This is a genomic window from Roseicyclus marinus (assembly GCF_036322625.1).
In the GTDB taxonomy this organism is placed as follows: Bacteria; Pseudomonadota; Alphaproteobacteria; order Rhodobacterales; family Rhodobacteraceae; genus Roseicyclus; species Roseicyclus marinus_A.
In genome coordinates this window covers 3,067,360-3,089,200 of record NZ_AP027266.1, presented here as the reverse complement: position 1 = coordinate 3,089,200, position 21,841 = coordinate 3,067,360, and the positions used below count along the sequence as shown (strand labels likewise).

Here is a 21,841-nt window from a genome sequence, read left to right as displayed (position 1 = left end):
TAACCTTTTGGTTTCGCATGTCCGGGGAGCGCAAAACCGGTTCCCACTTTTGCGCGACATGCTCTAAGCGCTCCACCGCCCCCGGAATTGGACCGGGGGCGGCATAACCCGCCTACTCAGCCGCGCTTGCCGTAATAGAGGCCTACGACATGTTCGGCCTCGGCAAAGAAAAGCCAGCGGGACGCGGCCATGCCTGCGACATGGGACAGGACCGCAAGACCGCCGAGCAGATGGCCCGCGCCGGGGACAAGCACGAGCGCGAGCGGCAGAACGTAGCCAAGCAGCGTTGCGAGGATGCGCAGTTTCACCGCATGCTTGCGCCCCACCACATGCACCATTTCCCGAAGCAGGTAGTTCGAGCCGGTATGGGGCGGGGAAAAGGCGCGGACCTGCCCGCCCGCAAGACCCGTGGCGCTGGCGATGGTGTGGCCCGCTTCGGCAAAGCGTGTGTCGCCGACCGACCAATGGCCAAGCTGGATCATCAGCGCGAGCAAAAGCAGGATGGCGGCAGGCATCAGTTGCCCCGCCAGAAGCGCGCCGCCCGCAAGCGAGGCCGACAGGAAATGCAAGGGCGTCAGGACCTGGTTCCAGCGCGGCACGGATTTGAGCTGCGTGTAGATCATCGAGGTGGTCAGAACGGTCGCAAGCGACAGGCCAGCGCCGATCAAGCCCAAGGGGGCGACGCGCTGGCCGAGAAACACCGCGCCCAGGGCATAGAGGCCCATGGTGACAAGGGCCGCGACGGCGGCCCAAGCCTCGCGGCTGAGCCAGCTTGTGCGCCATTGGCTGAACGCCTTGAGCGCGCGTTCGGGATGGCCGAGGTGGAAGGTCGAGGCCAGAAGCCCGCCGACCGACAGCGCATAGGCGATGAGGAAAAAGACGAAGGCCACCCAGCCCGTCACGGGCGGAAAGCTCAGGCCCAAGAAGACGAGGAGGCCGAAGCCGAGCCCCGAGAGCGTGGTGAAGAGGATGACGGAAGGTGCCGGATGCATGTCAGAGCCGATCCAGCGCGCGGTCGAGCCAGCCAAGGAAGCCTTGCGGGCTGTCGGCCACGGGGTCGAGGAAAGGGGCGAGGATATCGGTTTCCCCAAGTCGGTCCTTGGGCCGGGGGGGCAGGTATTTGTTCACGGGCTTTGTCCCCATCTCGGGCATCAGGTCGAACCCGCCACGCTCCGCGACAAGCTGGCTGACGGCGCTGTCCGGGTCGGCGAGGTCACCGAAATGGCGCGCGCCCGCCGGACAGGTGCGCACGCAGGCAGGCTCCCGGTCCTCTTCGGGGAGGTTTTCGTTGTAGATGCGGTCGATGCAGAGCGTGCATTTCTTCATCACGCCGGCACTTTGATCCATCTCGCGCGCGCCATAGGGGCAGGCCCAGGCGCAAAGCCCGCAACCGATGCAATCGGTCTCGTTCACCAGGACGATCCCATCCTCGGCGCGCTTGTAGCTGGCCCCGGTGGGGCAGACGGTGACGCAGGGCGCATCCTCGCAATGCAGGCAGGATTTGGGGAAATGCACCAGTTGGGCCGCGCCCTGGTCGGGCGTGATCTCGTAGCCGTGGACGCGGTTGAGGAAGCTGCCCGAGGGATCGGCGCCGTAAGGGTCCTGATCGGAGAGGGGCGCGCCGTAATTCTCGGTGTTCCAGCCCTTGCAGGCGATGACGCAAGCCTGGCAGCCGACGCAGGTGTCGAGGTCGATGACAAGGCCGAGCTTGCGGGAGGTGTCGGGGGGCAGGCTGGTCATGGCGCGGTCTGGCAGGCTGTGGTGAAATCCGCGAGATCGGCGGCGAACCGGTCGGGGGCTTCGAGGAATGGCGCGTGGCCTATCCCCTCGTATCCGGTGAAGCGGCCCCTGGGCATGAGGGCTGCGGCCGCGCGCCCGGTTTCGGGCGAGACGACCTTGTCCGACAGGCCGTGGATGACGAGACCCGGACAGGTCATCGCGGCATAGGTCGGGCGCAGGTCGAGATCGGCGGCGAAGAGCGCGCGACGGGCATGCGCCGGGCAGAGCATGTTGAGGCCCACCATCCCGGCATAGGTTTCGCGGTCGAGCGGATCGGTCGTGCAGGCGTCGACGAAACGGGTGGTGGCGGCCAGCCTGCGGGGCAGGTCGTCGGTGTAAAGATCGCGGTCAAGGCCGGGAGAGGCGGGGCCGACCATCCAATCCTCGCGCGCGGCCCCGATGGCAAGGATGCCCCCCGCCAGAACCACGCCCGCCAGATGCGCGTCCCCATGGGTGGCGAGATGGGCCGCGATGACGCGCGAGCCATAGGACCAGCCGACAAGAACGGGCCGGGTGAGACCTGCCGCGGCGATGACGGCGGCGATGTCATCGCCCCAGAGCGCGGTATCGGTATAGGCCGCCGGATCCTCGGGTTTGTCCGATGCGCCATGGCCGCGCAGGTCGAGCGTGACGAGGTGGAAGCGGTCCGACAGGCGGTCGGTCGTGGCTTGCCAGCAGGGGCCCGCCTGCGACCAGCCGTGGATCAGGAGGACCTGCGGCGCGGCAGGGTCGCCCGTGGTGCGAAAGGCAAGGCGCGTGCCGTCGGCGGAAAGGGTGGAATGGGTCGTCATCTGGGTCCGTGGTGTGGCTGAGGGGTTTCGCCGCCTGTGGCGACGACCGGAGCGAGGGGGCTGTCTGCCCCCTCGCGCTCCCCCGAGAGTTTTCGGGCCAAGATGAAGCTGCGGGTCATTTTCCGACCTTCCACGCGAGGGTCGCGGGGCCTGTGCCCACGGGCGAGGCGAGCGACGCGAAGGCCGGTTGGGTCCTGTCTGGGGCGGGGACCTTTTCGATGCGGACGCGCAGGTCGAACCAGGCGGCCTGCCCGGTTACGGGATCGGAATTGGCCCAGCGGTGGCCATCGCCCTTGGGCGGCAGAAGCTCGTGGATCAGGTGGTTGAGCAGGAAGCCGCGCGTCGCCTCGGGCGCCCTGGGGTCTAGCGCCCAGGCGCCTGCGCGTTTGCCGATCGCGTTCCAGGTCCAGATCGTGTTGGGGTTGAGGGCGGCCATATGGGCCACGGGGACCGTGATCGCGCCATGGGGAGAGGTGACGCGGGCCCAATCGCCTTCGGCAAAGTGGTGTTCATCCCAGAGATTCGTGGGCAGGTAGAGCGGGTTTTCGCCGTGGATCTGCCGCAGCCAGGCGTTCTGGCTGCCCCAGGAATGATACATCGCCATCGGGCGTTGGGTGAGCGCATGGAGCGGATAGGCATCCTGGTCGATCGCCGATTGCTCGAAGGGTTCGTACCAGATGGGCAGGGGGTCCATCGTGGCCTTGATGCGCGCGCGCAGGTGATCGGGCGGCTGGTGGGGTCCATGCCCTTCGGCGGCAAGCTGGAAGCGGCGGAGCGGCTCGAGCCAGAGGTTGAAGAGATAGGGTTGCGGGCTGTCGTAAAGACCAAGGCCCGCCGCCCAATCCTGGTAGGCGCTGTTCCAGGGTTTGAAGAATTGCGCCTCGGGCGGGATATGGGCCTGGAAATGGCTGCCGTTCTCGATGTAGCGGGCGAGTTGGTCTGCATTGGGCGCGCCGCGCCCCGTCTCGGTGCCGTCGCCGCGAAAGCCCATCAGGGGGCCGATGCCGGGGCGGCGTTGGTGGTTGGTGATGTAATCGGCGTAATCGGCATAGACGGGGCTGCCGTCCTCCGTGACGAAACCGGGCAGGCCAAGCCGCGCCCCCAGATCGATCAGCACCGATTGGAAGCCGCGCACGTCACGGTCGGGATCGACCACGGGCCAACGGATCGCATCGGCGGCGGCCTCGGCCTCGGAAATCGGGCGGTCGAGCAGGCTGATGCAATCGTGGCGTTCGAGATAGGTCGTATCGGGCAGGATCAGGTCGGCATAGGCCACCATCTCGGAGGAATAGGCATCGGAATAGATGATGCGCGGGATGACATATTCGCCCGTATCCGGGTCGGTGTCGGTCAGCATGTCGATGACGCGCGCCGTGCCCATGGAGGAATTCCACGCCATGTTCGCCATGTAGAGAAAGAGCGTGTCGATCCTGTAGGGATCGCCCGCATGGGCATTGGCGATGACCATGTGCATCAGCCCATGGGCCGAGAGCGGGTTTTCCCAGCTGAAGGCCTTGTCGATGCGTTGGGGGTTTCCTTGCGCATCGAGCGCCAGATCCTCGGGGCCAAGGGGAAAGCCCAGGTGCGGCCCCTTGAGCGACTGGCCCGGCGTGGCGGTCGCATGGGGCCTTGGGTGCGCCTCCATCGGTTTGGGATAGGGCGGTTTGAAGCGGAAGCCGCCGGGGGTTTCGACCGTGCCGAGGAGGATCTGCAACAGGTGCAGCGCCCGCGCCGTCTGGAAGCCGTTCGAATGGGCCGAGATGCCGCGCATGGCGTGCATGGCGACGGGGCGGCCCACCATTTTCGCGTGCCGCGTGCCGCGGAAATCCGTCCAGGGCTGATCGATCTCGATCGCCTCGTCGAAGGCCACGCGGGCTAGTTCCGCGGCCAGCGCCCGGATGCGGCTGGCGGGGATGCCGCAGCGTTCGGCCACCGCCTCGGGGGCATGTTCAGGCGCGAGGTAGCGGTCGGCGAGGATCCGGAAGACGGGGCGGTGCGTGATGCCCGCGCGCCGGTAGCCATGGGCAAGATCGGGTTTCACCCCCGGCGCGTCGAAGGCCACGGGGAGGTGGCTTGCGCGGTCGAGGACCAGCGGCTTGCCCTGTGCATCGCGCAGGAAAAGGCCGTTTTCCGGGCTGTCGGGGTCCTCGTTCACCAGAAGGGGCGCGTTGGTGTAGCGGGCGAGGTAGTCGAGATCGATGCGCCCCGCCTTGAGCAGGCAATGGACGAGCGACAGGATCAAGAGCCCGTCGGTGCCCGGCGTGATGGCGAACCAATCGTCGGCCACCGCATTGTAGCCCGAGCGCACCGGGTTGATCCCGATCACGCGCGCGCCCCGCGCTTTCAGTTTGCCCAGGCCGATCTTGATCGGGTTGCTGTCGTGATCTTCGGCCACGCCGAACAGGAGCAGCAGCTTCGTCCGCTCCCAATCGGGTTGGCCGAATTCCCAAAAGGCCCCGCCCATCGTGGCGATGCCTGCGGCGGCCATGTTGACGGAACAGAACCCGCCATGGGCGGCGTAATTGGGCGTGCCGAATTGTTGCGCCCACCAGCTTGTCAGGGATTGCGACTGGTCGCGCCCGGTGAAAAAGGCCAGTTTCTCGGGCGCATTCGCGCGCAGGGGGGCCATCCAGTCCACGGCGGTTTGCAGCGCCTCGTCCCAGCTGATTTCCTCGAACCGGCCCGAGCCGCGCGGCCCCACGCGTCGCAGCGGTGCGCGCAGGCGCGAGGGGGCGTTGACCTGCATGATGCCCGCCGCACCCTTGGCGCACAGGACACCCCGGTTCACGGGATGGTCGCGGTTGCCCTCGATATAGGCGACGCGCCCCTGCTTCAGATGCACGTCGATGCCGCAACGGCAGGCGCACATGTAGCAGGTGGTCTTGCGGATCGTGTCCGAAACCCGTGGTGACAGGTCGATGTGTGGTTCCTGGTGCCCCATCCGCCCTCCCCGCGGGTTTGGTGCCGGGGGCAAGCTTTGACCGCGTCACGTGGCGGATGCAATGGGCGGGGCGCGGATTTGCGGCATCGGCGGAAAGTGTAAACTTTAATTGACAGTCTGGGCTCTGACATCGATAGTCGGTCCATCCCCTGTCCCGGACGCCAGCCCATGCCCAAGGATACATCCCGCCCCGGTCTGACCGTGCCCAGCCTTGGCGGCGGTCCGCGTCCGGGCCTTTGCACCGATTGCGGCGTCAGCCGGATGGGCGACGGGCGCGCCTGTGGGCGGGCCTGCCAGTTCATCCAGCCCGATTACGAGACGGTCGAGGCCCGTGTCCATGGCCGCACCGCCGACCCCGACCTGGGGGAGGAGGCGTTTTTCGGCGTGAGCCGCGCGATGATCCGGGCGCGCCTGACCCCGGCCGCAGAAGGCGCGCAATGGACCGGCATCACTACGGCGCTGGCCGCAAGCCTGCTCCAGCGCGGCAGGGTCGATGCGGTTCTGGCCGTGCGCCCCCATCCCGAGGATCGCTGGCGGCCCGAGCCCGTGATCGTGACCGACCCCGCCGACCTGGCACAATGCCGGGGCATGCGCATGGGCTATGCGCCGACGCTGGCCGCGCTGGAACCGGCGGTGGCGGCGGGGCATCGGCGGATCGCGGTGATCGGCATCCCCTGCCAGGTCTATGCGCTGCGCCAGATCGAGGCGGACCTGGGCCTCGAGCGGCTCTACGTGATCGGAACGCCCTGTTCGGACAATACGACGACCGAGAATTTCCACGGCTTCCTTGCGCTGCTGGATGCGCGGCCCGAGACGATTTCCTATCTCGAATTCCGGGCCGATTACCGGGTCGAGCTGCGCTTCGACGATGGCAGGCCGGATCGGTTGGTGCCCTTCCTCAAGCTGCCGATCTCGAAATTGCCGGCCGATTTCTTTCCCATGACCTGCAAGACCTGCGTGGATTACACCAACCGGCTCGCCGATATCACTGTGGGCTACATGGGGGGCGATGGCGACCAATGGGTGATCGCGCGCAACCCGCGCGGGGTGGAGATGCTCGACGCGATCCGCCCCCGCCTGGCCGAGGCGGCCCTGACCGACAAGGGCAAGCGGATCGGTGCGGTGAAAGGGTTTCTTGCCAATACCGAACGCGCCGCGGGCGGCCTGCCCCTGCGGTCCATGCCCGATTGGGCACGTCCCATCGTGGCCTTCTTGCAGCCGCGCATCGGGCCGCAGGGCCTGGAATTCGCCCGCGCACGGGTCGAGATGAAGGCGATCGAGACGATCTTGCACCTGCGCCGGGCCCATCCCGCGCGGGTCAAGAACATGGTCCCCGCCCATGTCTGGCGGGTCGCCGCGCGCTACGGCCTCGCTCCGGCCAGGGGCGAAACGCGCGAGGACTGACACCGGCCCGCCCGTGGCAGCTGCGGGAGCCTCCGGCGGGAGTTTTTTCGCCAAGATGAAGGCGCGAGACGCGGGTTTCTTCATCTTGGCCGAAAAACTCCGGGGGGAGTCGCGGCACGCGACGGGGGGCTGGCCCCCTCCACCGTCAGGCAGGCGTGCCGCGGGTCAGGTCAGTGGATGACCATCAGCCCCTCGCGGACCAGCCGGCGCACGAGCACAAGCTTGCCCGCATCGTCCAGATCCCCCGGAAGATCGCCCACACGGATGTCGCGCGCCGAGACGGCGGCCTCGAGCGTGTCGCGGGTGAAATCGGGCAATTCGATCTCGGCCCCCTGGCAGACAAGCCGCACCGTGCCGTCGGCCTCCGACGATGTCAGGTCGTGGATCAGGTGCGGGCGGGCGCTGACGCGGCTGTCGGGGGCCAGACCCTTGAGCTTGGCCATTTCCGCCATCTGCCCATGGGCGCGCGGCACGCGGCCGGTCAGGAAATCCTGCTTGAACCCGTCGAGCAGCTTGGCCAGCGGCGCATCGCGGGCGATGCGCGCGAGCATCTCTTCGAAATCGGCTTGATGACGGCCGTGGTCATGGCCGCGATTGGCGAAACCGGGCGGCAGGGCGCGGCGCAGGTCGGGGTCGCGGTGGGCCATCACGTTCACCGCCTCGACCAGCACATCCGCCCATGTGCGGCACATGAGCCCGGTCGTGATGTGCAGCGACGGCTCGCCGGTGGCCACCGCGTCATGGGCCAGCCCGCGCGGAACATAGAGCATGTCGCCCGGTTGCAGGACGAAGCGCTCGGTTTCGGGGCCGATCTCGACCTCGGCGGGGTTGAAGGCCTGCGTGGTCAGGGGCAATTCCACGGGCGTCCCGTAGAAGCGCCATTCCTTGGTGCCCGCCACCTGCAGCACCAGGACATCGTGATCGTCGTAATGGGCGCGGAAGCCCTGACTTTCGGCCTGGGTCATGTAGATGTTGGTCTGCACCCGGGCCGAGAAGACGGATTCGAGCGCGCGACAGAAGGCGGCCAGTCGCGGCAGCCGTTCATGCAGGCCCGACAGGATCACGGTCGCCCCATCCGCGAACAGCTGGTTCACCCGGACCGGATCCACGAAACCCGATTCGTAGGCGTAATCGGCCGGCGTGATATCGCCCGCGGCGCGCGTCACCGCGATCTCGGGCACTGAAAGCCCCATGGTGCTCACGACGCGGTCGATGTCGTCGAAACCCAGCAGATCGGCGTAATAGGCGGGGTCGTCGCGCGCGATGCGCAGGGGGGCCTTTTCGTAGTGGTCGGCAAAGAATGTCTCGGGGCTGACAGGCGCGATGCACCAGTCGAAGCTGCAATCGTTGGTCTGCATGAAGGCTCTCGTGCTGGTTGCAGGGGCCGTGACAGTTTGAACACGCCCATCGGCAGTCGTCCATCCCCGTCGCGGTCGGGGGCAGCTGCGCATTGACCGGTGTTGCGCGCTTTGCGACAAGGGTCTCACCGCATCGGTCCCGTGAACCCGGCGGCCAGTAGCAAGACAGCACCCCAAGAGGAGGAACGTGCCATGTCCAGCGAAGATCCCAAGAAGACAGCCCCCAAGACCCTGTCCGACAGTGACATCACCACCGTCCATCACTCCGGTCGGCGCGGATTTCTTGGCCTCATGGCGGTGGGCGGCGCGGCAGGTGCGGCTGCGGCCCTGACGGGGAACAGCGCTCAGGCGCAATCCACCGACAGCGACAATGGCAGCTGGACCGATCGCGGCGGCTGTGGTCGGGGCGGCGGTGGCATCTACACCGGGCGGACCGATGCCGACAACGGCAACATCACCGACAGCGCGGGCTACGGGCGCGGCGCACCTTATTGCTGAGACGCCATGCCTTGCGTGATCTGGCGGGGCGCGGGCCCATGGGCCCGTTGCCTTGACCGCGCCTCAGATCATGCGGATGACATCCTTGTCGATGGCCAGCACATAGCCCTTGCGGGCGATGTTCTTGATCAGCAATTCGCTGACGATCTGATTGCCCAGCGTATCGCGCAGCCGCTTGATGCGGGTCGCGCCCGCCGCCTCGTCGGCGTCGGTGTCGTGTTTGCCCGAAACCATCGCCTCGATCTGCGCGCCGGACAGCACCTCGTCATCGAGCCGTGCCTCGGCCAGCACGCTCAGCGTTTCCATCGCGGCATCGGTCAGTTTGAAGGCGAGGTTGTTGATCAGCACCACCCGTTCCTCGCGGCTGAGGATGAGCGAGGACACCTGTATCCCCTGCCGCTCGATCTGGCCGATCCGGCGGTTGAGCGTCACGATCGTCACGAGAAACACGAGACAGGCCACAAGCAGCCCCGTGGCAAAGAGCATGAGCACGAAGATCACCCAACGGTAGCTTTCCAGAACCTTGGAAAAGCTGGTGCCGGTCTGGGCCATGATCTCGAGCACGCGGGTCGCATCGGGGTCGCGCACATCGTTCAGCACGAAAACCTCGGCCACGGCGGCGTTGAACGCGTCGGCATCGGGCAGGTTCAGGAACAGGAGCACGGCGGAGGCGGCCAGCACCCCCACCACGCCCAGAACCCCGAAGAGCACGATCCGCCCGGAGGCGATCCGCGTCTCAGAAACGGAGGAAATACTCTGCGGCATCGGCCCTCCTTGTGGCGAGGCCCTGCTCATCGAAGACCGACACCACCTGCAACAACTCCCACCCGCCCTGCGCGATCCGTTCCGCGATCACGGGCGCGGCTGCCGTGACCGAACAGGCGTCTTGCGGCAGCTCGATCACACCGTAATGCAGTCTGAGCGGGTTATCCATCTTTGCCCGGTAATCCGCAAAGCAGGCGGCCAGCGCGGAATTGGCCACGACCAGCAGCATGCCCGAAAGGGGAAGAAGCCTGCGCCATCTCATCGTTGTGCTCGATCCTGTCGTTGTCAGTCGGGTCATCCGTCGCGGGGCGGACCCGATGGCGCATCGGTGCCTTGATCGGACCTGTTAAGCAATGACCGAGCGCCGGATCGGGGCTGTTATCGGATAACCGGGGCACGGGCGCGGCCCTTGTGCGGGGCAAGGGGGCGTGGGATGAACACGCATGCCGAGAAGCCATCCCGACCTGACCCATGAAGCCGCGCTGGGCGCGCGTGTCTGCGGCGTGGACGAGGCCGGGCGCGGGCCGCTGGCCGGGCCGGTCGCGGCGGCGGCGGTCGTGCTGAACCCCCATGACCTGCCCGAGGGGCTGAACGATTCCAAGGTTCTGAGCGCCGCGCGCCGCGAACGGCTTTTCGACGCGATCCAGGCCCGTGCCGAGGTCAGCCTGGCCTGGGCCAGTGTCGAGGAAATCGACCGGCTGAACATCCGCGAAGCCTCGCTCCTGGCGATGCGGCGGGCGGTGGAGGGGCTGGCGATCCCCCCCGATGCCGCGCTGATCGACGGCAATGCCTGTCCGCAGGGATTGCCCTGCCGTGGCGTGACGCTGGTCAAGGGCGATGCGCTGAGCCTGTCGGTGGCCGCCGCCTCCATCATCGCCAAGGTGGCCCGCGACCGGGTCATGGCAGAGCTTGCCCAAGCCTTCCCCGGCTATGGCTGGGAGGTGAACCAAGGCTATCCCACGGCGGCGCACCGGGCGGCCCTACTAGATCTGGGGGTTACCCCCCACCATAGACGGTCGTTCCGGCCCGTGCACAACATATTGCTGTCGGGTATCAAATAACCATTTGATTCCAATAAATAAATTGACGCCGAATCAGTTTTGGGCGACTCTGCCTCCATTCCCGCAAACGCCCGTCAGAGGCGCGGACAAGAGGCAGAGATGACAACCAAGACGAAATCCAAGGCAGCGCCCACGCTGCCGCGCAACACGATTCTGGCCGGTGATTGCATCGAGATGATGCGCGCGCTTCCCGATGCATCGATCGACCTGATCTTTGCCGATCCGCCCTACAATCTTCAGCTCAAGGGCAGTCTGCATCGTCCCAACAACACGCTGGTCGATGCCTGCGACGACCATTGGGACCAGTTCGACAGTTTCGCCGCCTATGACGCCTTTACCAAGGCCTGGCTCGCGGAGGCGCGCAGGCTGCTCAAGCCCGATGGCGCGATCTGGGTGATCGGCAGCTATCACAACATTTTCCGCGTCGGCGCGGAATTGCAGAACCAGGGCTACTGGATCCTCAACGACGTGGTCTGGCGCAAGTCGAACCCGATGCCGAATTTCCGCGGCATGCGGCTGACCAATGCCCATGAGACGCTGATCTGGGCGACCCGGACGGAGGGGGCGAAATACACCTTCAACTACGAGGCGCTCAAGGCGTTGAACGAAGGCGTGCAGATGCGCTCGGACTGGGTGATCCCGATCTGCAACGGCGGTGAGCGGCTCAAGGACGACAAGGGCGACAAGGCCCATCCGACCCAAAAGCCCGAGGCGTTGTTGCATCGCATCCTGGTGGGCACGACCAATCCCGGCGACGTGGTGCTCGACCCGTTCTTCGGCACCGGCACGACGGGGGCCGTGGCCAAGATGCTGGGCCGCGACTGGATCGGGATCGAGCGCGAGGAAAGCTATCGCAAGATCGCCGAAAAGCGCCTCGGCTCCGTGCGGCGGCTCGACAGCGGGGCGCTCGAGGTGTCGACCTCCAAGCGGCAGGAGGTGCGGGTTCCCTTTGGCCAGTTGGTCGAGCGCGGCATGCTGCGCCCCGGCGAAATGCTGGTGAATGCGCGCGGCCAGAGCGCCAAGGTGCGCGTCGATGGCACGCTGATCGCCGATGACGTCAAGGGTTCGATCCACCAGGTCGGGGCCCGGCTCGAGGGGGCGCCATCCTGCAACGGCTGGACCTATTGGCATTTCCGCCGCGACGGGCAGACCGTGCCCATCGACGTTCTGCGCCAGCAGCTGCGCGCAGAGATGCAGCCCTGATCACAGCATGAACCGTGGGCCTTGCGCGATCCGCCGCGCGGCCCGCCGCCTGACCCCGCCGGCGCCCTGGCCCGGCGGGGATTTTTGTTTTGTCGCCGCGCCTTGCGCGTCGACGGGGGCGAGGGGGCTGTCTGCCCCCTCGCGCTCCCCCGAGAGTTTTCTGGCCAAGATGAAGAGGGGGCGGATCAATCCCTTGGGGCGGCCGCGCGGCGCAGGCGGTCGTTGATGGCGCGGCCAAGCCCCGTTTCGGGGATGAGGGCGACCCGGATCGCGGGGGCCGCGCGCGCCGTGGCCAGCGCATCGGCGGTATGCAGGCAGGAAAACAGGGTCCTTGCCGCCTCGGCCAGATCGCCGCTGGGCGACAGGGTCAGATCGCCCGGTGTCGTGCCGAAGCCGATGGTGATCTCGCCCGGCTGCGGTGTGCCGCCGAGCAACAGGGGCGCATGGGGGGCATAATGGCTCGACATCTGGCCGGGGGCCTCGAGCGTGGCACCCGGTGTCGTGTCGGCGATGAGCGGGCCTGTGATCTCTTCGATCATCTCCCGCGCGAGACCCCCGTCGCGCAACAGCCGCGTGCCGGACGGCGCGGGGGCGAGGATGGTGGATTCCACGCCGACCCTGCAGGGGCCCGCATCGACGATCGCCGCGATGCGCGGCCCGAGCCCTGCCAGCACATGGGCGGGCGTGGTCGCCGTGATCCTGCCCGAGGGATTGGCCGAGGGCGCGGCCAGCGGACGACCCGTTTCGCGCAGCACCGCCTGCATCGCCGGATGGGCGGGCAGGCGCAGCGCGACCGTGGGAAGGCCCGCCGTCACGCGCGGCGAAAGCCCATGACCCGGTTTGAGCGGCAAGACCAGCGTCAGCGGTCCGGGCCAGAAGGCATCGGCCAGGGCGCGCGCCGGATCGGGAAAGGCCGCCAGGCGTTCGGCCGTGGCCAGATCGGGCACATGCACGATCAGGGGGTTGTGGCCCGGCCGCCCCTTGGCGGCATAGATGCTTGCGACGGCGGCATCATCGGTCGCATCGGCCGCCAGCCCATAGACCGTTTCGGTCGGCAGCGCGACAAGCCCGCCCTGCCGCAGGATGGCGGCGGCGCGGGCATGGCCCGATGGGCTGTCGGTCAGGATCTCGGGCGGGGTCATGGCTCTGACGTGACGTTGCGGTTGATCGGGGCGGGGGCGCGCCCCTAGCCTTGGGGCGAGAACAGGGCCAAGCGCGTAGCGCGGATCGCGCATCCGTGCAATGACGGGCCCGGAGCGAAGGGGAGGATGCCGCCGATGCCGTATCGTGCACCGATTGCCGAGTTCGAGTTCCTGTTGGCCCATGTCGCGGGCTTTGACCGCGTGGCCGCCGTGCCGCGCTTCGCCGAAGCCACGCCCGACACGGTGCGCGCGCTTTTGTCCGAGGCCGGCCGGATCTGCGAGGAGGTGCTGGCCCCCCTGAACGCCGTGGGCGACAGGCAGCCGTCGCGGCTCGAGAATGGTGTCGTGCGCACGCCCCCCGGCTATGCCGAAGGCTACCGCGCCATGGCCGAGGCCGGGATGACCGCGATTTCCGCAAACCCCGACCATGGCGGCCTGGGCCTGCCCATCACGGTCACGACCTGCGTGAACGACATGGCGGGGGCGGCCTGTCTTGCCCTGCAGATGAACACCCTGATGACACAGGGCCAGATCGAGGCGCTGGAACATCACGCCAGCGAAGAGATCAAGGCGCTCTACCTGCCGCGCCTGACCAGCGGGGACTGGTCGAGCACCATGAACCTGACCGAACCGCAGGCGGGATCGGATGTGGGCGCGCTGACGACGCGGGCCGAACCCGCCGGCGACGGCACCTACAGGATCACCGGGCAAAAGATCTACATCTCCTGGGGCGACAACGATTTCACCGGCAACGTGGTCCACCTGGTGCTGGCGCGCCTGCCGGACGCGCCCAAGGGGACCAAGGGGATATCGCTGTTCCTTGTGCCCAAGCGCATCCCCGATGCGGCGGGCGAACCGGGTGTCGCCAACAGCCTCAAGGTGGTCAGCCTCGAACACAAGCTGGGCCTGCACGGCAGCCCCACCTGCGTCATGCAATATGACGGGGCCAAGGGCTGGCTCGTGGGCGAGGAGAACCGGGGGATGGCCGCGATGTTCACCATGATGAACAACGCGCGTCTGGGTGTGGCCGTGCATGGCGTGTCGATCTGCGATGCCGCGACCCAGGCCGCCGTGGCCTATGCGCTCGACCGCAAGCAGGGCAGGCCGCTGATCGAGGGGGGCACCGGGTCCATTGTCGATCATGCCGATGTGCGCCGGATGCTGATGGAGATGAAGGCCGAAACCTTTGCCGCGCGCGCCATGGCGCTGGATCTGGCGGTATCCCTCGATCTGGGTCACGCGGGCGATGCGGGACAGGCCGCGCGGGCCGCCGTCCTGACGCCCATCGCCAAGGCCTATGGGACCGAAATGGGGATCAAGACCGCCAATATCGGCATCCAGGTCCATGGCGGCATGGGCTACATCGAGGAAACCGGCGTGGCGCAATTCGCCCGCGACGTCCGGGTCGCCGCGATCTACGAGGGCACGAACGGCATCCAGGCGATGGATCTTGTCGGGCGCAAGATGGCCGATGGGGGCGTTGCGATCCACGCGCTCATCGACGCGCTGGAGGCCGAGGCGGGCGCGCACCCCATGGGCGCGCCGGTGGTGCAGATGGCGCAAGGCCTGCGCGACGTGACCGGGGCGCTTCTGGCGATGGAGATGAACGCGCGCTTCGGCGGATCGGTGCCCTACCTGATGGGCTTTGCCCGCGTGCTGGGGGCCGTCTACCACCTGCGGGCGGCGGCAGCGGCGGGCGATGCGGCGCGGGGGGCGCTTGCCCGGTTCTACATCGACCGGCTTCTGCCCGAGGCGCAGGGCTTGTTCGCGCAGGCCCGCCAGGGTGCATCGGGGCTTTACGACCTTTCGCCCGAAGACCTGGCCGCGTGATCCAGACCCCTTTCGATACCGCCCCCGCACCGGGCGAGGCCGTGGAGGTCGCCGACGGCGTCCTGTGGCTGCGCATTCCGCTGCCGATGGTTCTGGACCATGTGAACGCCTACGCGCTGCGCGATGACGATGGCTGGACGCTGGTCGACACCGGGCTGGACAGCCGCAAGACCCGCGCGATCTGGGAGGCGGCGCTGGCCGGTCCCCTGCAGGGCGTGCCGCTGCGGCGTCTGGTCGTGACGCACCACCACCCCGATCACGTGGGCCTTGCCGGCTGGTTCCAGGCGCAGGGGGCCGAGCTCGTCATGACCCGCACCGCCTGGCTCATGGCGCGAATGCTGACGCTCGACGAACAGCCCCTGCCCACGCCCGAAACGCTGGCGTTCTGGCGCGGCGCGGGGATGGAGGCGGGGATATTCGCGGCCCGCAGCGCCGAACGCCCGTTCAATTTCTGCGACATCGTCCATCCCCTGCCGCTCGGCTTTTCGCGGCTCAGGGACGGCGACAGCTTTGCCATGGGGGGCCGCGTCTGGGACATCCGCTTCGGACAGGGGCATGCGCCCGATCACGCGACCTTCTGGAGCCGCGATGACGGGTTGATCCTCGGGGGCGACCAGATGCTGGCGACGATCTCGCCCAATCTGGGGGTCTATGCGACCGAACCGGGGGCTGACCCGGTGGGCGAATGGCTTACCAGTTGCGCGGGCTTCATGGCCCATGCGCGCGCCGATCAGCTGGTTCTGCCGGGGCACAAGCTGCCCTTTTCCGGCCTGCCCGACCGACTGCGGCAGATGATCGACAACCACGAAGGGGCGCTCGAACGTCTGATCGCGCATCTCGAAAGCGGCCCAAAAACCGCCGCCGAATGTTTCCCGCCGCTCTTCAAGCGGAAGATCGACGGGGGCACCTATGGCCTCGCGCTGGTCGAAGCCGTGGCGCATCTCAACCATCTTCTGGCCCGGGGCGCGATCCACCGCACACGGCGCGGGGATGGCGCGTGGCTCCATCACCTGTTGCGCTGAACCTGCGGCGCGATGACCGCCCGGGCCTGTGGCCAAAGGGCTGACAGGGCTTGTGGAATGCGCTATGCCGTGGCCCGAACGCGAACACGACACCCGGACCGGAGGGCATGACAATGGCCGACAACAAGCACAAGCACGGCGAGATGGACATCACCGAGCAGGAAAAGACCTTTGCCGGTTTCATGCGCATGAGCGTGAACGTGGGCCTCGTTGCCATCGGCATCGTGATCTTCCTGGCCATCTTCGCGCGCTGATGCGCCTGCGTCGGGCCCTTGCGGCGCTGGCGCTGGTCGGCGCGCTTGGCGGCTGTGCGGCCGAAAGCGTCTGGGCGCCCGATGTGGCGGTCAGCTCGGCCGCCTATCGGCCGGCGGGTGGCCCGACCGTGACGCTCATGACGATGATCTCGAACACGAGCGGGGCCGGTGGCCATTCCGCGCTGATCATCGACGGGGCGCAAAGACTGGTCTTCGATCCGGCGGGCAGCTGGCATCACCCGATGATCCCCGAACGCAACGACGTGCTGTTCGGCATGGGCGAGCCCTTCATGGGCTTTTACCTCGATTACCACGCGCGCGAGACCTATCACGTCGTGATGCAGGAAATCGACGTGACGCCCGAGGTCGCGGCGGCACTCTCGCAGGCGGTGCAAAGCCATGGCGCGGTGCCGCAGGCGCAATGTTCGCTGTCCATCAGCCGCGTCCTGAGCCGCACACCGGGGTTCGAATCGATCGGCACCAGCATGTTCCCGGCCCGCACCATGGCGCGGTTCGGCCGCCTGCCGGGCGTGCGCGAAAGCCGGATCTACGACGATGATTCGGATGACAACCTGGAACTCCTGCAGGCGCAGGCGCGCGCGGCCCAGACCCGCGCCCTCGCGCAGGAGGTTGCGGCGGGCAACTGACCCAGACCTGCGCAGACCCCCGAAAAAGCAAAACCCCCGGGCCTTGGACCGGGGGTTCTTTTTTCTACCGGCTCACGCGCCGATCAAACGCTTCAGAGAAGCCCTTCGCGCTGCAATTTCTTGCGCGCCAGCTTGCGGGCACGGCGGATGGCCTCGGCCTTCTCGCGCGCTTTCTTCTCCGAGGGTTTTTCGTAATGCTGCTTGAGCTTCATTTCCCGAAAAACGCCTTCGCGCTGAAGTTTCTTCTTCAGGGCGCGGAGTGCCTGATCGACGTTGTTGTCGCGAACACTTACCTGCATTCTGGTGTCACCACCTTCCTAAGTTAGAGTTGCATGAAAAACGCAGGAGGTGGCCGTATAGCAAAGGCCCCCTAACTTGTCTACTGTCCGAACTGCGACAGACGAAGGGGGCTTTCGATGTCCGATATCCCAGATCCCAAGGCGGCGATGATCGACGCGGCACTCATGCATGTGCCCTTTGACGGCTGGTCGGAGGCAAGCTTTCGCGCCGCCGCCGCCGATGCGGGCCTGTCCCTGCCCGAGGCGCGGGCGCTCTTTCCGCGTGGCGCGGTCGACATGGCGCTCGCCTTTCACGCGCGCGGCGATGCGGCCATGGTGGCCGCCCTTGGCGCGACCGACCTTTCGGCCCTGCGCTACAGTGACCGGGTCGCCCATGCGATCCGTACCCGGCTGGAACTTGTCGAACCCGACAAGGAAGCGGTGCGGCGCGGCCTGACGCTCTTTGCGCTGCCCATCCACGCCGCCGACGGGGCCAAGGCGCTGTGGCAGACGGCCGATGCGATCTGGACCGCGCTGGGCGACACGTCGCAGGATCTGAACTGGTACACCAAGCGCGCCACGCTGTCGGGCGTCTATTCCGCGACGGTGCTCTATTGGCTGGGCGACCAGTCGATGGACCATGCCGCGACCTGGTCCTTCCTCGAACGGCGCATCGATGACGTGATGCGCTTTGAACGGGCCAAGCGCGCGGCGCGCGAAAACCGCCTGCTCAAGCCGCTGATGGCTGGCCCCGAATGGCTGGCCAGCCGGGTCAAGGCGCCCTCCGCCATGTCCACCTCGGGCCTGCCGGGGCGCTGGCGGCGCTGAGGCGCGGCATTCCCGCCCTTGCGGCGGGGCCCCCGCTTGGTCAAGGCTCACCCCTGACGGACAGGATGGAGGGCCCCATGCCACAGACGATGCGCGCGATCGAGATCACCGCCCCCGGTGGCCCCGAGGTTCTGCAACCCTGCACAAGGCCCGTGCCCGTGCCGGGATCTGGCCAGATCCTCATCGCGGTCGATCATGCGGGCGTGAACCGTCCCGATGCGCTGCAACGCGCGGGCAATTACGCGCCGCCGCCCGGTGCCTCCGACCTGCCGGGGCTGGAAGCGGCGGGGGTGGTCGCAGCCATCGGCCCCGATGTGACCCGCTGGAAGGTCGGCGATGCGGTCTGTGCGCTCCTGCCCGGCGGCGGCTATGCCCAATACGCGCTCACCCATCAGGACCACGCCCTGCCCATCCCCGATGGCCTGTCGATGGCCGAGGCGGCGGCGCTGTGCGAAACCTTCTACACTGTCTGGACCAATGTCTTCCTGCGCGGGCGGCTCAAGGCGGGGGAACGCTTCCTTGTGCATGGCGGGTCCTCGGGCATCGGCACCACCGCGATCCAGCTCGCCCATGCGATGGGCGCGCGGGTTTTCACCACCGCCGGATCGGCGGACAAATGCGCTGCCTGCGAAGCCTTGGGCGCGGAACGCGCGATCAACTACCGCGAGGCCGATTTCGTCGAGCTCATGCAGGCGGAGGGCGGCGCGAACCTGATCCTCGACATGGTGGGCGGCTCCTACCTGCCGCGCAACGTCAGGGCCTTGGCCGATGACGGGCGGCTGGTGCAGATCGCCTTTCTCGAAGGGCCCAAGGTGGAATTGAACTTCGCGCAGGTGATGATGCGGCGGCTGACGATCACGGGATCGACGCTGCGCCCGCAATCGGATGCGGCCAAGGCCGATATCGCGGCGGATCTTTTGGCCCATGTCTGGCCCTTGCTCGCCTCCGGGCGGATCAAGCCGGTGATGGACCGGGTCTTCCCGCTCGAGGATGCGGCGGGGGCGCATGCGCGGATGGAAAGCAGCGCCCATATCGGAAAGATCGTGCTCAAGGTCTGAGGGGGGGCGGAAAACGCGCGTTTTCCGCACCGAAAAACCCGGGTTTTTCGTTTGGGAAACCTCGAGGTTTCCCGCACGTTTTGCGCGCGCAAAACGCCCCTACCCGAACGCCCGCCACCCGGCCACGAACCGCGTGACACCCGTGACCCCGCAGGCGGCCGCAAAGCCTAGCGCCAGAACCGGAAACCACGCCGGAACCAGGCAAAAGGCCGCGAAAACCGCGATGGTTTCCGCCCCTTCGGTTAGCCCGCCCAGATAGTAGATCCCCTTGCTCGGATATTCCTTGGCCGTCATCCCGCGCCCTGCCGCAACGCTGGCAAAGGCCAGGAATGACGTGCCCGAGATCACGAAACTCGCGATCAACACCGCACCGGGCAGCGCATTCGCCCCCGGATCGGCCAGAACAAATCCCAAGGGAAAGGCCGCGTAGAACACGAAATCGAGCGCGATATCGAGAAACGCGCCCCGATCCGTCGGCCCCGTCACCCGCGCGACCGCCCCGTCCAGCCCATCGGCCAGCCGGTTCAGCGCCAGACCCACAAGCGCCAGACCGAAAAACCCCAGCGCCGCCGCCCCCGCCGCCCCCAGCCCTATCAGGCATCCCGCGATGCTCAGGTGATCGGCCCGGACACCGCGCGCGGCCAGCCATTGCCCCGGCGGGGCAAGCAGGCGGCGTTGCAGGGGCAAAAGGGCGGCATCGATCATGGCCGACACTTGCCCGCCCCGCGCGCGCCGGTCAATCGCGCCCCGGTCAAACCTGCGTCACCGGGCGATGCGTTCGATCAGCGCGGGCAGCGCGCCCAGATCCGCGATCTCGTGAAACCGCGCGTGACCCTCGGGCGCCTCGGCATGTTCCAGTTCCCAGGTCAGCCCATGGGGCACGAACACACCCCATGACCCGGCCTCGAGCGCGGGCCGCACGTCGGATTTCAGCGAATTGCCCACCATCATCGCGCGATCCGCCCCATCGCCGTGGCGGGCAAAGGCACTGCGATACGTGGCCTCTGTCTTGTTCGACACGATTTCGACGGCGTCGAACATCTCTCCCAGCCCCGATTGCGCCAGCTTGCGTTCCTGGTCCAGCAGATCGCCCTTGGTGATCAGCACCAGCCGGAACCGGCCCGACAGATCCGCCACCACCTCGGCGGCATGGGGCAACAGCTCGATCGGGTGGGACAGCATCTCCTGCCCGGTGGACAGGATCTCGGCGATGACGCTCGCGGGCACGCGGCGCTGCGTCACCTCGATGGCCGTTTCGATCATCGACAGCATGAAGCCCTTGATGCCGAACCCGTAATGGCCAAGGTTGCGTCGCTCGGCGGCCAAAAGGCGCTCGTGCAGATGGTCGCGTTCGGCATGATCGGCCAAGAGCTCGGCAAAGCGGTCCTGGGTGAGGCGGAAAAACGTCTCGTTCTGCCACAGCGTGTCGTCGGCATCGAAGCCGATCGTGGTCAACGGGCCCGCCATATCCTCACCCCTCTTTTCTGAATCGCCCCGTGCCTTATATAGTGCCCCCACGCATGGGACAGACGGCAGACGTGGAGCCGAGTGGAGACGCGATGCAGATCGACGCCTGGCAGATGATGACAGACAAGCCGAAAACGGACGGCGAATCCGACGTCATCACCAAGACGAAACCCAAGACGCAGCGCCCGCCGATGTACAAGGTGCTGCTTCTGAACGATGATTACACGCCGATGGAATTCGTCGTGCACGTTCTGGAACGGTTTTTCGGCGTGTCGCATTCGCAAGCGGTCGAGATCATGTTGACCGTCCACAAGAAAGGCGTTGCCGTGGTCGGCGTGTTTTCCTACGAGATCGCGGAAACCAAGGTCGCGCAGGTGATGGATTTCGCCCGCCGCAACCAGCACCCGCTGCAATGCACGATGGAGAAAGAGGACTGAGGCGCATGTCGCGACCCGCCGGGAACCGTTCCCTCGTTTCCCGTGGACGCGATGCACATCCGATCCTCAAGGCGCGCCATGACCCCTGACAGATGGATTCTTGCGCTGGAGGCGGGCGAGATTGCCCTGCCCCCCGGCCCGGTTGTCGTCCTGCGCGCGCGCGGCGACGGCGATTTCGCAGCTCTCGGCGATGTGACCTGCGTGCAGGGATTCGCGCCCGATCACGACATGCTTTCCGCGCGCAGCCTGCGCGTGATGCCCGACCTCCCCGAGGGGGAGGCGTTTTCCACGGCACTCGTGCAGATCGTCAAGGCGCGCGCCGGCACCATGGCCAGCATCGCCGAGGCGTTGATGGTGCTGCGCCCCGGCGGGCTCCTGATGGTCGATGGCCAGAAGGAAGAGGGGATCGAGACGATCCTCAAGACGCTGCGCGCCGTCCTCGACATCGGCGGCGTCCTCTCCAAGGCGCATGGCAAGCTGATCTGGCTCACCCGGCCCGACACCCTGCCCGAGGCGGTGATGGGCTGGATGCCGGAACCGACCGAAACCGAAGAAGGCTATGTCACCGTCCCCGGCGGCTTTTCCGCCGAGGGGCCGGACCGGGGCTCGGAACTTCTGGTGGCGCTCGTGCCGCCTCTGTCGGGGCGCGTGGCCGATCTGGGCGCGGGCTGGGGCTATGTCGCGGGCGAGATCCTGTCCGAACAGGACCAGATCACGGCCATGGACCTGATCGAAGCCGATCACGCCATGCTGGAGGCCGCCGCCGCCAATATCGACGATCCCCGCGCGCGGTTTCACTGGGCCGATGTGACCCGTTTCCAGCCCGAGGGGCTCTATGACGCCATCCTCGCCAATCCGCCCTTCCACACCGGTCGCCGCGCCGATCCGGCTTTGGGCCGCGCCTTCATCGCGGCGGCGGCGCGGATGCTCAGCCCCCGTGGGCGATTTTTCATGGTGGCAAACCGCCATCTGCCCTATGAAGACGCGCTCAAGGCCGCCTTTGGCACCGGGCGGCTTCTGGGCGAGCTCGAAGGCTACAAGATCTACGAAGCGGCCAAGCCGAAACGCTGAACGCCAC

General features: G+C 67.2%; 23 protein-coding genes. 12 read left to right on the top strand and 11 right to left on the bottom strand.

Annotated features, from left to right (window positions below):
- Positions 1-116 precede the first annotated feature (116 nt).
- The 4 genes from AABA51_RS14925 to AABA51_RS14910 all read right to left on the bottom strand — a co-directional run bounded on the left by AABA51_RS14925 (position 117) and on the right by AABA51_RS14910 (position 5,511).
- Positions 117-992, bottom strand: a complete 876-nt coding sequence (locus tag AABA51_RS14925; RefSeq protein WP_338276624.1) for a dimethyl sulfoxide reductase anchor subunit family protein — start codon at positions 990-992, stop codon at positions 117-119.
- Between the two features lies 1 nt (position 993).
- Positions 994-1,740 (bottom strand): 4Fe-4S dicluster domain-containing protein, encoded by a 747-nt coding sequence (locus tag AABA51_RS14920; protein WP_338272831.1) that lies wholly within the window; start codon positions 1,738-1,740, stop codon positions 994-996.
- Positions 1,737-2,570 carry an alpha/beta fold hydrolase gene (locus AABA51_RS14915; RefSeq protein WP_338272829.1) on the bottom strand — a complete coding sequence of 278 codons (834 nt, stop codon included), beginning with the start codon at positions 2,568-2,570 and terminating at the stop codon, positions 1,737-1,739. The genes AABA51_RS14920 and AABA51_RS14915 overlap by 4 nt, the downstream gene beginning before the upstream one ends.
- Before the next feature lie 115 nt (positions 2,571-2,685).
- The gene (locus tag AABA51_RS14910) at positions 2,686-5,511 is read right to left on the bottom strand and encodes a molybdopterin oxidoreductase family protein (RefSeq protein WP_338272828.1); all 2,826 of its coding nucleotides are present in this window, start codon (positions 5,509-5,511) and stop codon (positions 2,686-2,688) included.
- A 168-nt stretch (positions 5,512-5,679) separates the two neighbouring features.
- Between AABA51_RS14910 and AABA51_RS14905 the strand changes: the two genes are divergently transcribed.
- The gene (locus tag AABA51_RS14905; protein WP_338272827.1) at positions 5,680-6,915 is read left to right on the top strand and encodes a Coenzyme F420 hydrogenase/dehydrogenase, beta subunit C-terminal domain; all 1,236 of its coding nucleotides are present in this window, start codon (positions 5,680-5,682) and stop codon (positions 6,913-6,915) included.
- Positions 6,916-7,085: 170 nt separating this feature from the next.
- Here the strand turns inward: AABA51_RS14905 and AABA51_RS14900 are convergent, their stop codons facing one another.
- Positions 7,086-8,273, bottom strand: a complete 1,188-nt coding sequence (locus AABA51_RS14900; RefSeq protein ID WP_338272826.1) for a cupin domain-containing protein — start codon at positions 8,271-8,273, stop codon at positions 7,086-7,088.
- Between the two features lie 192 nt (positions 8,274-8,465).
- Here AABA51_RS14900 and AABA51_RS14895 point away from each other — a divergent pair, with 192 nt between their 5' ends.
- On the top strand, positions 8,466-8,771 hold the full coding sequence (locus tag AABA51_RS14895) for a hypothetical protein (RefSeq protein WP_338272824.1): 306 nt from the start codon (positions 8,466-8,468) through the stop codon (positions 8,769-8,771).
- A gap of 63 nt (positions 8,772-8,834) precedes the next feature.
- On the opposite strand, the gene AABA51_RS14890 is transcribed toward AABA51_RS14895, so the two are convergent.
- Together AABA51_RS14890 and AABA51_RS14885 are read right to left on the bottom strand one after the other, a co-directional pair.
- Positions 8,835-9,536 carry a winged helix-turn-helix domain-containing protein gene (locus AABA51_RS14890; protein ID WP_338272822.1) on the bottom strand — a complete coding sequence of 234 codons (702 nt, stop codon included), beginning with the start codon at positions 9,534-9,536 and terminating at the stop codon, positions 8,835-8,837.
- Positions 9,508-9,798, bottom strand: a complete 291-nt coding sequence (locus tag AABA51_RS14885) for a hypothetical protein (RefSeq protein ID WP_338272820.1) — start codon at positions 9,796-9,798, stop codon at positions 9,508-9,510. Before AABA51_RS14885 ends, AABA51_RS14890 begins: the two co-directional genes overlap by 29 nt.
- Before the next feature lie 181 nt (positions 9,799-9,979).
- On the opposite strand from AABA51_RS14885, the gene AABA51_RS14880 reads away from it, so the two are divergent.
- Together AABA51_RS14880 and AABA51_RS14875 are read left to right on the top strand one after the other, a co-directional pair.
- Entirely contained in the window at positions 9,980-10,597 is a 618-nt protein-coding gene (locus tag AABA51_RS14880; RefSeq protein WP_338272818.1) for a ribonuclease HII, read from the top strand.
- Positions 10,598-10,696: 99 nt separating this feature from the next.
- A complete protein-coding gene (locus AABA51_RS14875; protein ID WP_338272816.1) occupies positions 10,697-11,800 on the top strand; it encodes a site-specific DNA-methyltransferase in 1,104 nt (367 codons plus the stop codon).
- 185 nt (positions 11,801-11,985) lie between these two features.
- On the opposite strand, the gene AABA51_RS14870 is transcribed toward AABA51_RS14875, so the two are convergent.
- Positions 11,986-12,942, bottom strand: a complete 957-nt coding sequence (locus tag AABA51_RS14870) for an L-threonylcarbamoyladenylate synthase (protein ID WP_338272814.1) — start codon at positions 12,940-12,942, stop codon at positions 11,986-11,988.
- Between the two features lie 135 nt (positions 12,943-13,077).
- Between AABA51_RS14870 and AABA51_RS14865 the strand changes: the two genes are divergently transcribed.
- The 4 genes from AABA51_RS14865 to AABA51_RS14850 all read left to right on the top strand — a co-directional run bounded on the left by AABA51_RS14865 (position 13,078) and on the right by AABA51_RS14850 (position 16,695).
- Positions 13,078-14,772: an acyl-CoA dehydrogenase gene (locus tag AABA51_RS14865; protein ID WP_338272812.1), complete on the top strand. Its 1,695-nt coding sequence runs from the start codon at positions 13,078-13,080 to the stop codon at positions 14,770-14,772.
- Positions 14,769-15,794 carry an MBL fold metallo-hydrolase gene (locus AABA51_RS14860; RefSeq protein ID WP_338272810.1) on the top strand — a complete coding sequence of 342 codons (1,026 nt, stop codon included), beginning with the start codon at positions 14,769-14,771 and terminating at the stop codon, positions 15,792-15,794. The genes AABA51_RS14865 and AABA51_RS14860 overlap by 4 nt, the downstream gene beginning before the upstream one ends.
- A gap of 107 nt (positions 15,795-15,901) precedes the next feature.
- Complete coding sequence (locus AABA51_RS14855) at positions 15,902-16,048, top strand: aa3-type cytochrome c oxidase subunit IV (RefSeq protein WP_425328818.1); 147 nt, start codon at positions 15,902-15,904, stop codon at positions 16,046-16,048.
- Positions 16,048-16,695 carry a hypothetical protein gene (locus tag AABA51_RS14850; RefSeq protein WP_338272809.1) on the top strand — a complete coding sequence of 216 codons (648 nt, stop codon included), beginning with the start codon at positions 16,048-16,050 and terminating at the stop codon, positions 16,693-16,695. Before AABA51_RS14855 ends, AABA51_RS14850 begins: the two co-directional genes overlap by 1 nt.
- 92 nt (positions 16,696-16,787) lie before the next feature.
- Here the strand turns inward: AABA51_RS14850 and rpsU are convergent, their stop codons facing one another.
- Positions 16,788-16,994, bottom strand: a complete 207-nt coding sequence (rpsU, locus tag AABA51_RS14845; RefSeq protein WP_277827904.1) for a 30S ribosomal protein S21 — start codon at positions 16,992-16,994, stop codon at positions 16,788-16,790.
- A gap of 117 nt (positions 16,995-17,111) precedes the next feature.
- On the opposite strand from rpsU, the gene AABA51_RS14840 reads away from it, so the two are divergent.
- Both AABA51_RS14840 and AABA51_RS14835 read left to right on the top strand, forming a co-directional pair.
- Positions 17,112-17,801, top strand: coding sequence for a COQ9 family protein (locus AABA51_RS14840; protein ID WP_338272808.1), 690 nt, complete (start codon positions 17,112-17,114; stop codon positions 17,799-17,801).
- A 77-nt stretch (positions 17,802-17,878) separates the two neighbouring features.
- Positions 17,879-18,859: an NAD(P)H-quinone oxidoreductase gene (locus AABA51_RS14835; RefSeq protein WP_338272807.1), complete on the top strand. Its 981-nt coding sequence runs from the start codon at positions 17,879-17,881 to the stop codon at positions 18,857-18,859.
- 99 nt (positions 18,860-18,958) lie between these two features.
- On the opposite strand, the gene AABA51_RS14830 is transcribed toward AABA51_RS14835, so the two are convergent.
- Both AABA51_RS14830 and AABA51_RS14825 read right to left on the bottom strand, forming a co-directional pair.
- Entirely contained in the window at positions 18,959-19,564 is a 606-nt protein-coding gene (locus tag AABA51_RS14830; protein WP_338272806.1) for a CDP-alcohol phosphatidyltransferase family protein, read from the bottom strand.
- A gap of 57 nt (positions 19,565-19,621) precedes the next feature.
- Positions 19,622-20,326 carry an HAD family hydrolase gene (locus AABA51_RS14825; RefSeq protein WP_338272805.1) on the bottom strand — a complete coding sequence of 235 codons (705 nt, stop codon included), beginning with the start codon at positions 20,324-20,326 and terminating at the stop codon, positions 19,622-19,624.
- 92 nt (positions 20,327-20,418) lie between these two features.
- On the opposite strand from AABA51_RS14825, the gene clpS reads away from it, so the two are divergent.
- Together clpS and AABA51_RS14815 are read left to right on the top strand one after the other, a co-directional pair.
- Positions 20,419-20,763 (top strand): ATP-dependent Clp protease adapter ClpS, encoded by a 345-nt coding sequence (clpS, locus tag AABA51_RS14820; RefSeq protein ID WP_338276620.1) that lies wholly within the window; start codon positions 20,419-20,421, stop codon positions 20,761-20,763.
- Between the two features lie 78 nt (positions 20,764-20,841).
- Entirely contained in the window at positions 20,842-21,834 is a 993-nt protein-coding gene (locus AABA51_RS14815) for a class I SAM-dependent methyltransferase (RefSeq protein WP_338272804.1), read from the top strand.
- Positions 21,835-21,841: the final 7 nt, after the last annotated feature.

Excerpts from the sequence above, each read along its gene's own strand:
- AABA51_RS14825 (WP_338272805.1), bottom strand. The coding sequence starts at position 20,326 with ATGGCGGGCCCGTTGACCACGATCGGCTTCGATGCCGACGACACGCTG.
- AABA51_RS14830 (WP_338272806.1), bottom strand. The coding sequence starts at position 19,564 with ATGATCGATGCCGCCCTTTTGCCCCTGCAACGCCGCCTGCTTGCCCCG.
- AABA51_RS14925 (WP_338276624.1), bottom strand. The coding sequence starts at position 992 with ATGCATCCGGCACCTTCCGTCATCCTCTTCACCACGCTCTCGGGGCTC.
- AABA51_RS14850 (WP_338272809.1), top strand. The coding sequence starts at position 16,048 with ATGCGCCTGCGTCGGGCCCTTGCGGCGCTGGCGCTGGTCGGCGCGCTT.
- rpsU (WP_277827904.1), bottom strand. The coding sequence starts at position 16,994 with ATGCAGGTAAGTGTTCGCGACAACAACGTCGATCAGGCACTCCGCGCC.
- AABA51_RS14920 (WP_338272831.1), bottom strand. The coding sequence starts at position 1,740 with ATGACCAGCCTGCCCCCCGACACCTCCCGCAAGCTCGGCCTTGTCATC.
- AABA51_RS14855 (WP_425328818.1), top strand. The coding sequence starts at position 15,902 with ATGACAATGGCCGACAACAAGCACAAGCACGGCGAGATGGACATCACC.
- clpS (WP_338276620.1), top strand. The coding sequence starts at position 20,419 with ATGCAGATCGACGCCTGGCAGATGATGACAGACAAGCCGAAAACGGAC.
- AABA51_RS14900 (WP_338272826.1), bottom strand. The coding sequence starts at position 8,273 with ATGCAGACCAACGATTGCAGCTTCGACTGGTGCATCGCGCCTGTCAGC.
- AABA51_RS14840 (WP_338272808.1), top strand. The coding sequence starts at position 17,112 with ATGTCCGATATCCCAGATCCCAAGGCGGCGATGATCGACGCGGCACTC.
- AABA51_RS14885 (WP_338272820.1), bottom strand. The coding sequence starts at position 9,798 with ATGAGATGGCGCAGGCTTCTTCCCCTTTCGGGCATGCTGCTGGTCGTG.
- AABA51_RS14870 (WP_338272814.1), bottom strand. The coding sequence starts at position 12,942 with ATGACCCCGCCCGAGATCCTGACCGACAGCCCATCGGGCCATGCCCGC.
- AABA51_RS14910 (WP_338272828.1), bottom strand. The coding sequence starts at position 5,511 with ATGGGGCACCAGGAACCACACATCGACCTGTCACCACGGGTTTCGGAC.
- AABA51_RS14835 (WP_338272807.1), top strand. The coding sequence starts at position 17,879 with ATGCCACAGACGATGCGCGCGATCGAGATCACCGCCCCCGGTGGCCCC.
- AABA51_RS14865 (WP_338272812.1), top strand. The coding sequence starts at position 13,078 with ATGCCGTATCGTGCACCGATTGCCGAGTTCGAGTTCCTGTTGGCCCAT.
- AABA51_RS14915 (WP_338272829.1), bottom strand. The coding sequence starts at position 2,570 with ATGACGACCCATTCCACCCTTTCCGCCGACGGCACGCGCCTTGCCTTT.
- AABA51_RS14890 (WP_338272822.1), bottom strand. The coding sequence starts at position 9,536 with ATGCCGCAGAGTATTTCCTCCGTTTCTGAGACGCGGATCGCCTCCGGG.
- AABA51_RS14905 (WP_338272827.1), top strand. The coding sequence starts at position 5,680 with ATGCCCAAGGATACATCCCGCCCCGGTCTGACCGTGCCCAGCCTTGGC.
- AABA51_RS14875 (WP_338272816.1), top strand. The coding sequence starts at position 10,697 with ATGACAACCAAGACGAAATCCAAGGCAGCGCCCACGCTGCCGCGCAAC.
- AABA51_RS14815 (WP_338272804.1), top strand. The coding sequence starts at position 20,842 with ATGACCCCTGACAGATGGATTCTTGCGCTGGAGGCGGGCGAGATTGCC.
- AABA51_RS14895 (WP_338272824.1), top strand. The coding sequence starts at position 8,466 with ATGTCCAGCGAAGATCCCAAGAAGACAGCCCCCAAGACCCTGTCCGAC.
- AABA51_RS14880 (WP_338272818.1), top strand. The coding sequence starts at position 9,980 with ATGCCGAGAAGCCATCCCGACCTGACCCATGAAGCCGCGCTGGGCGCG.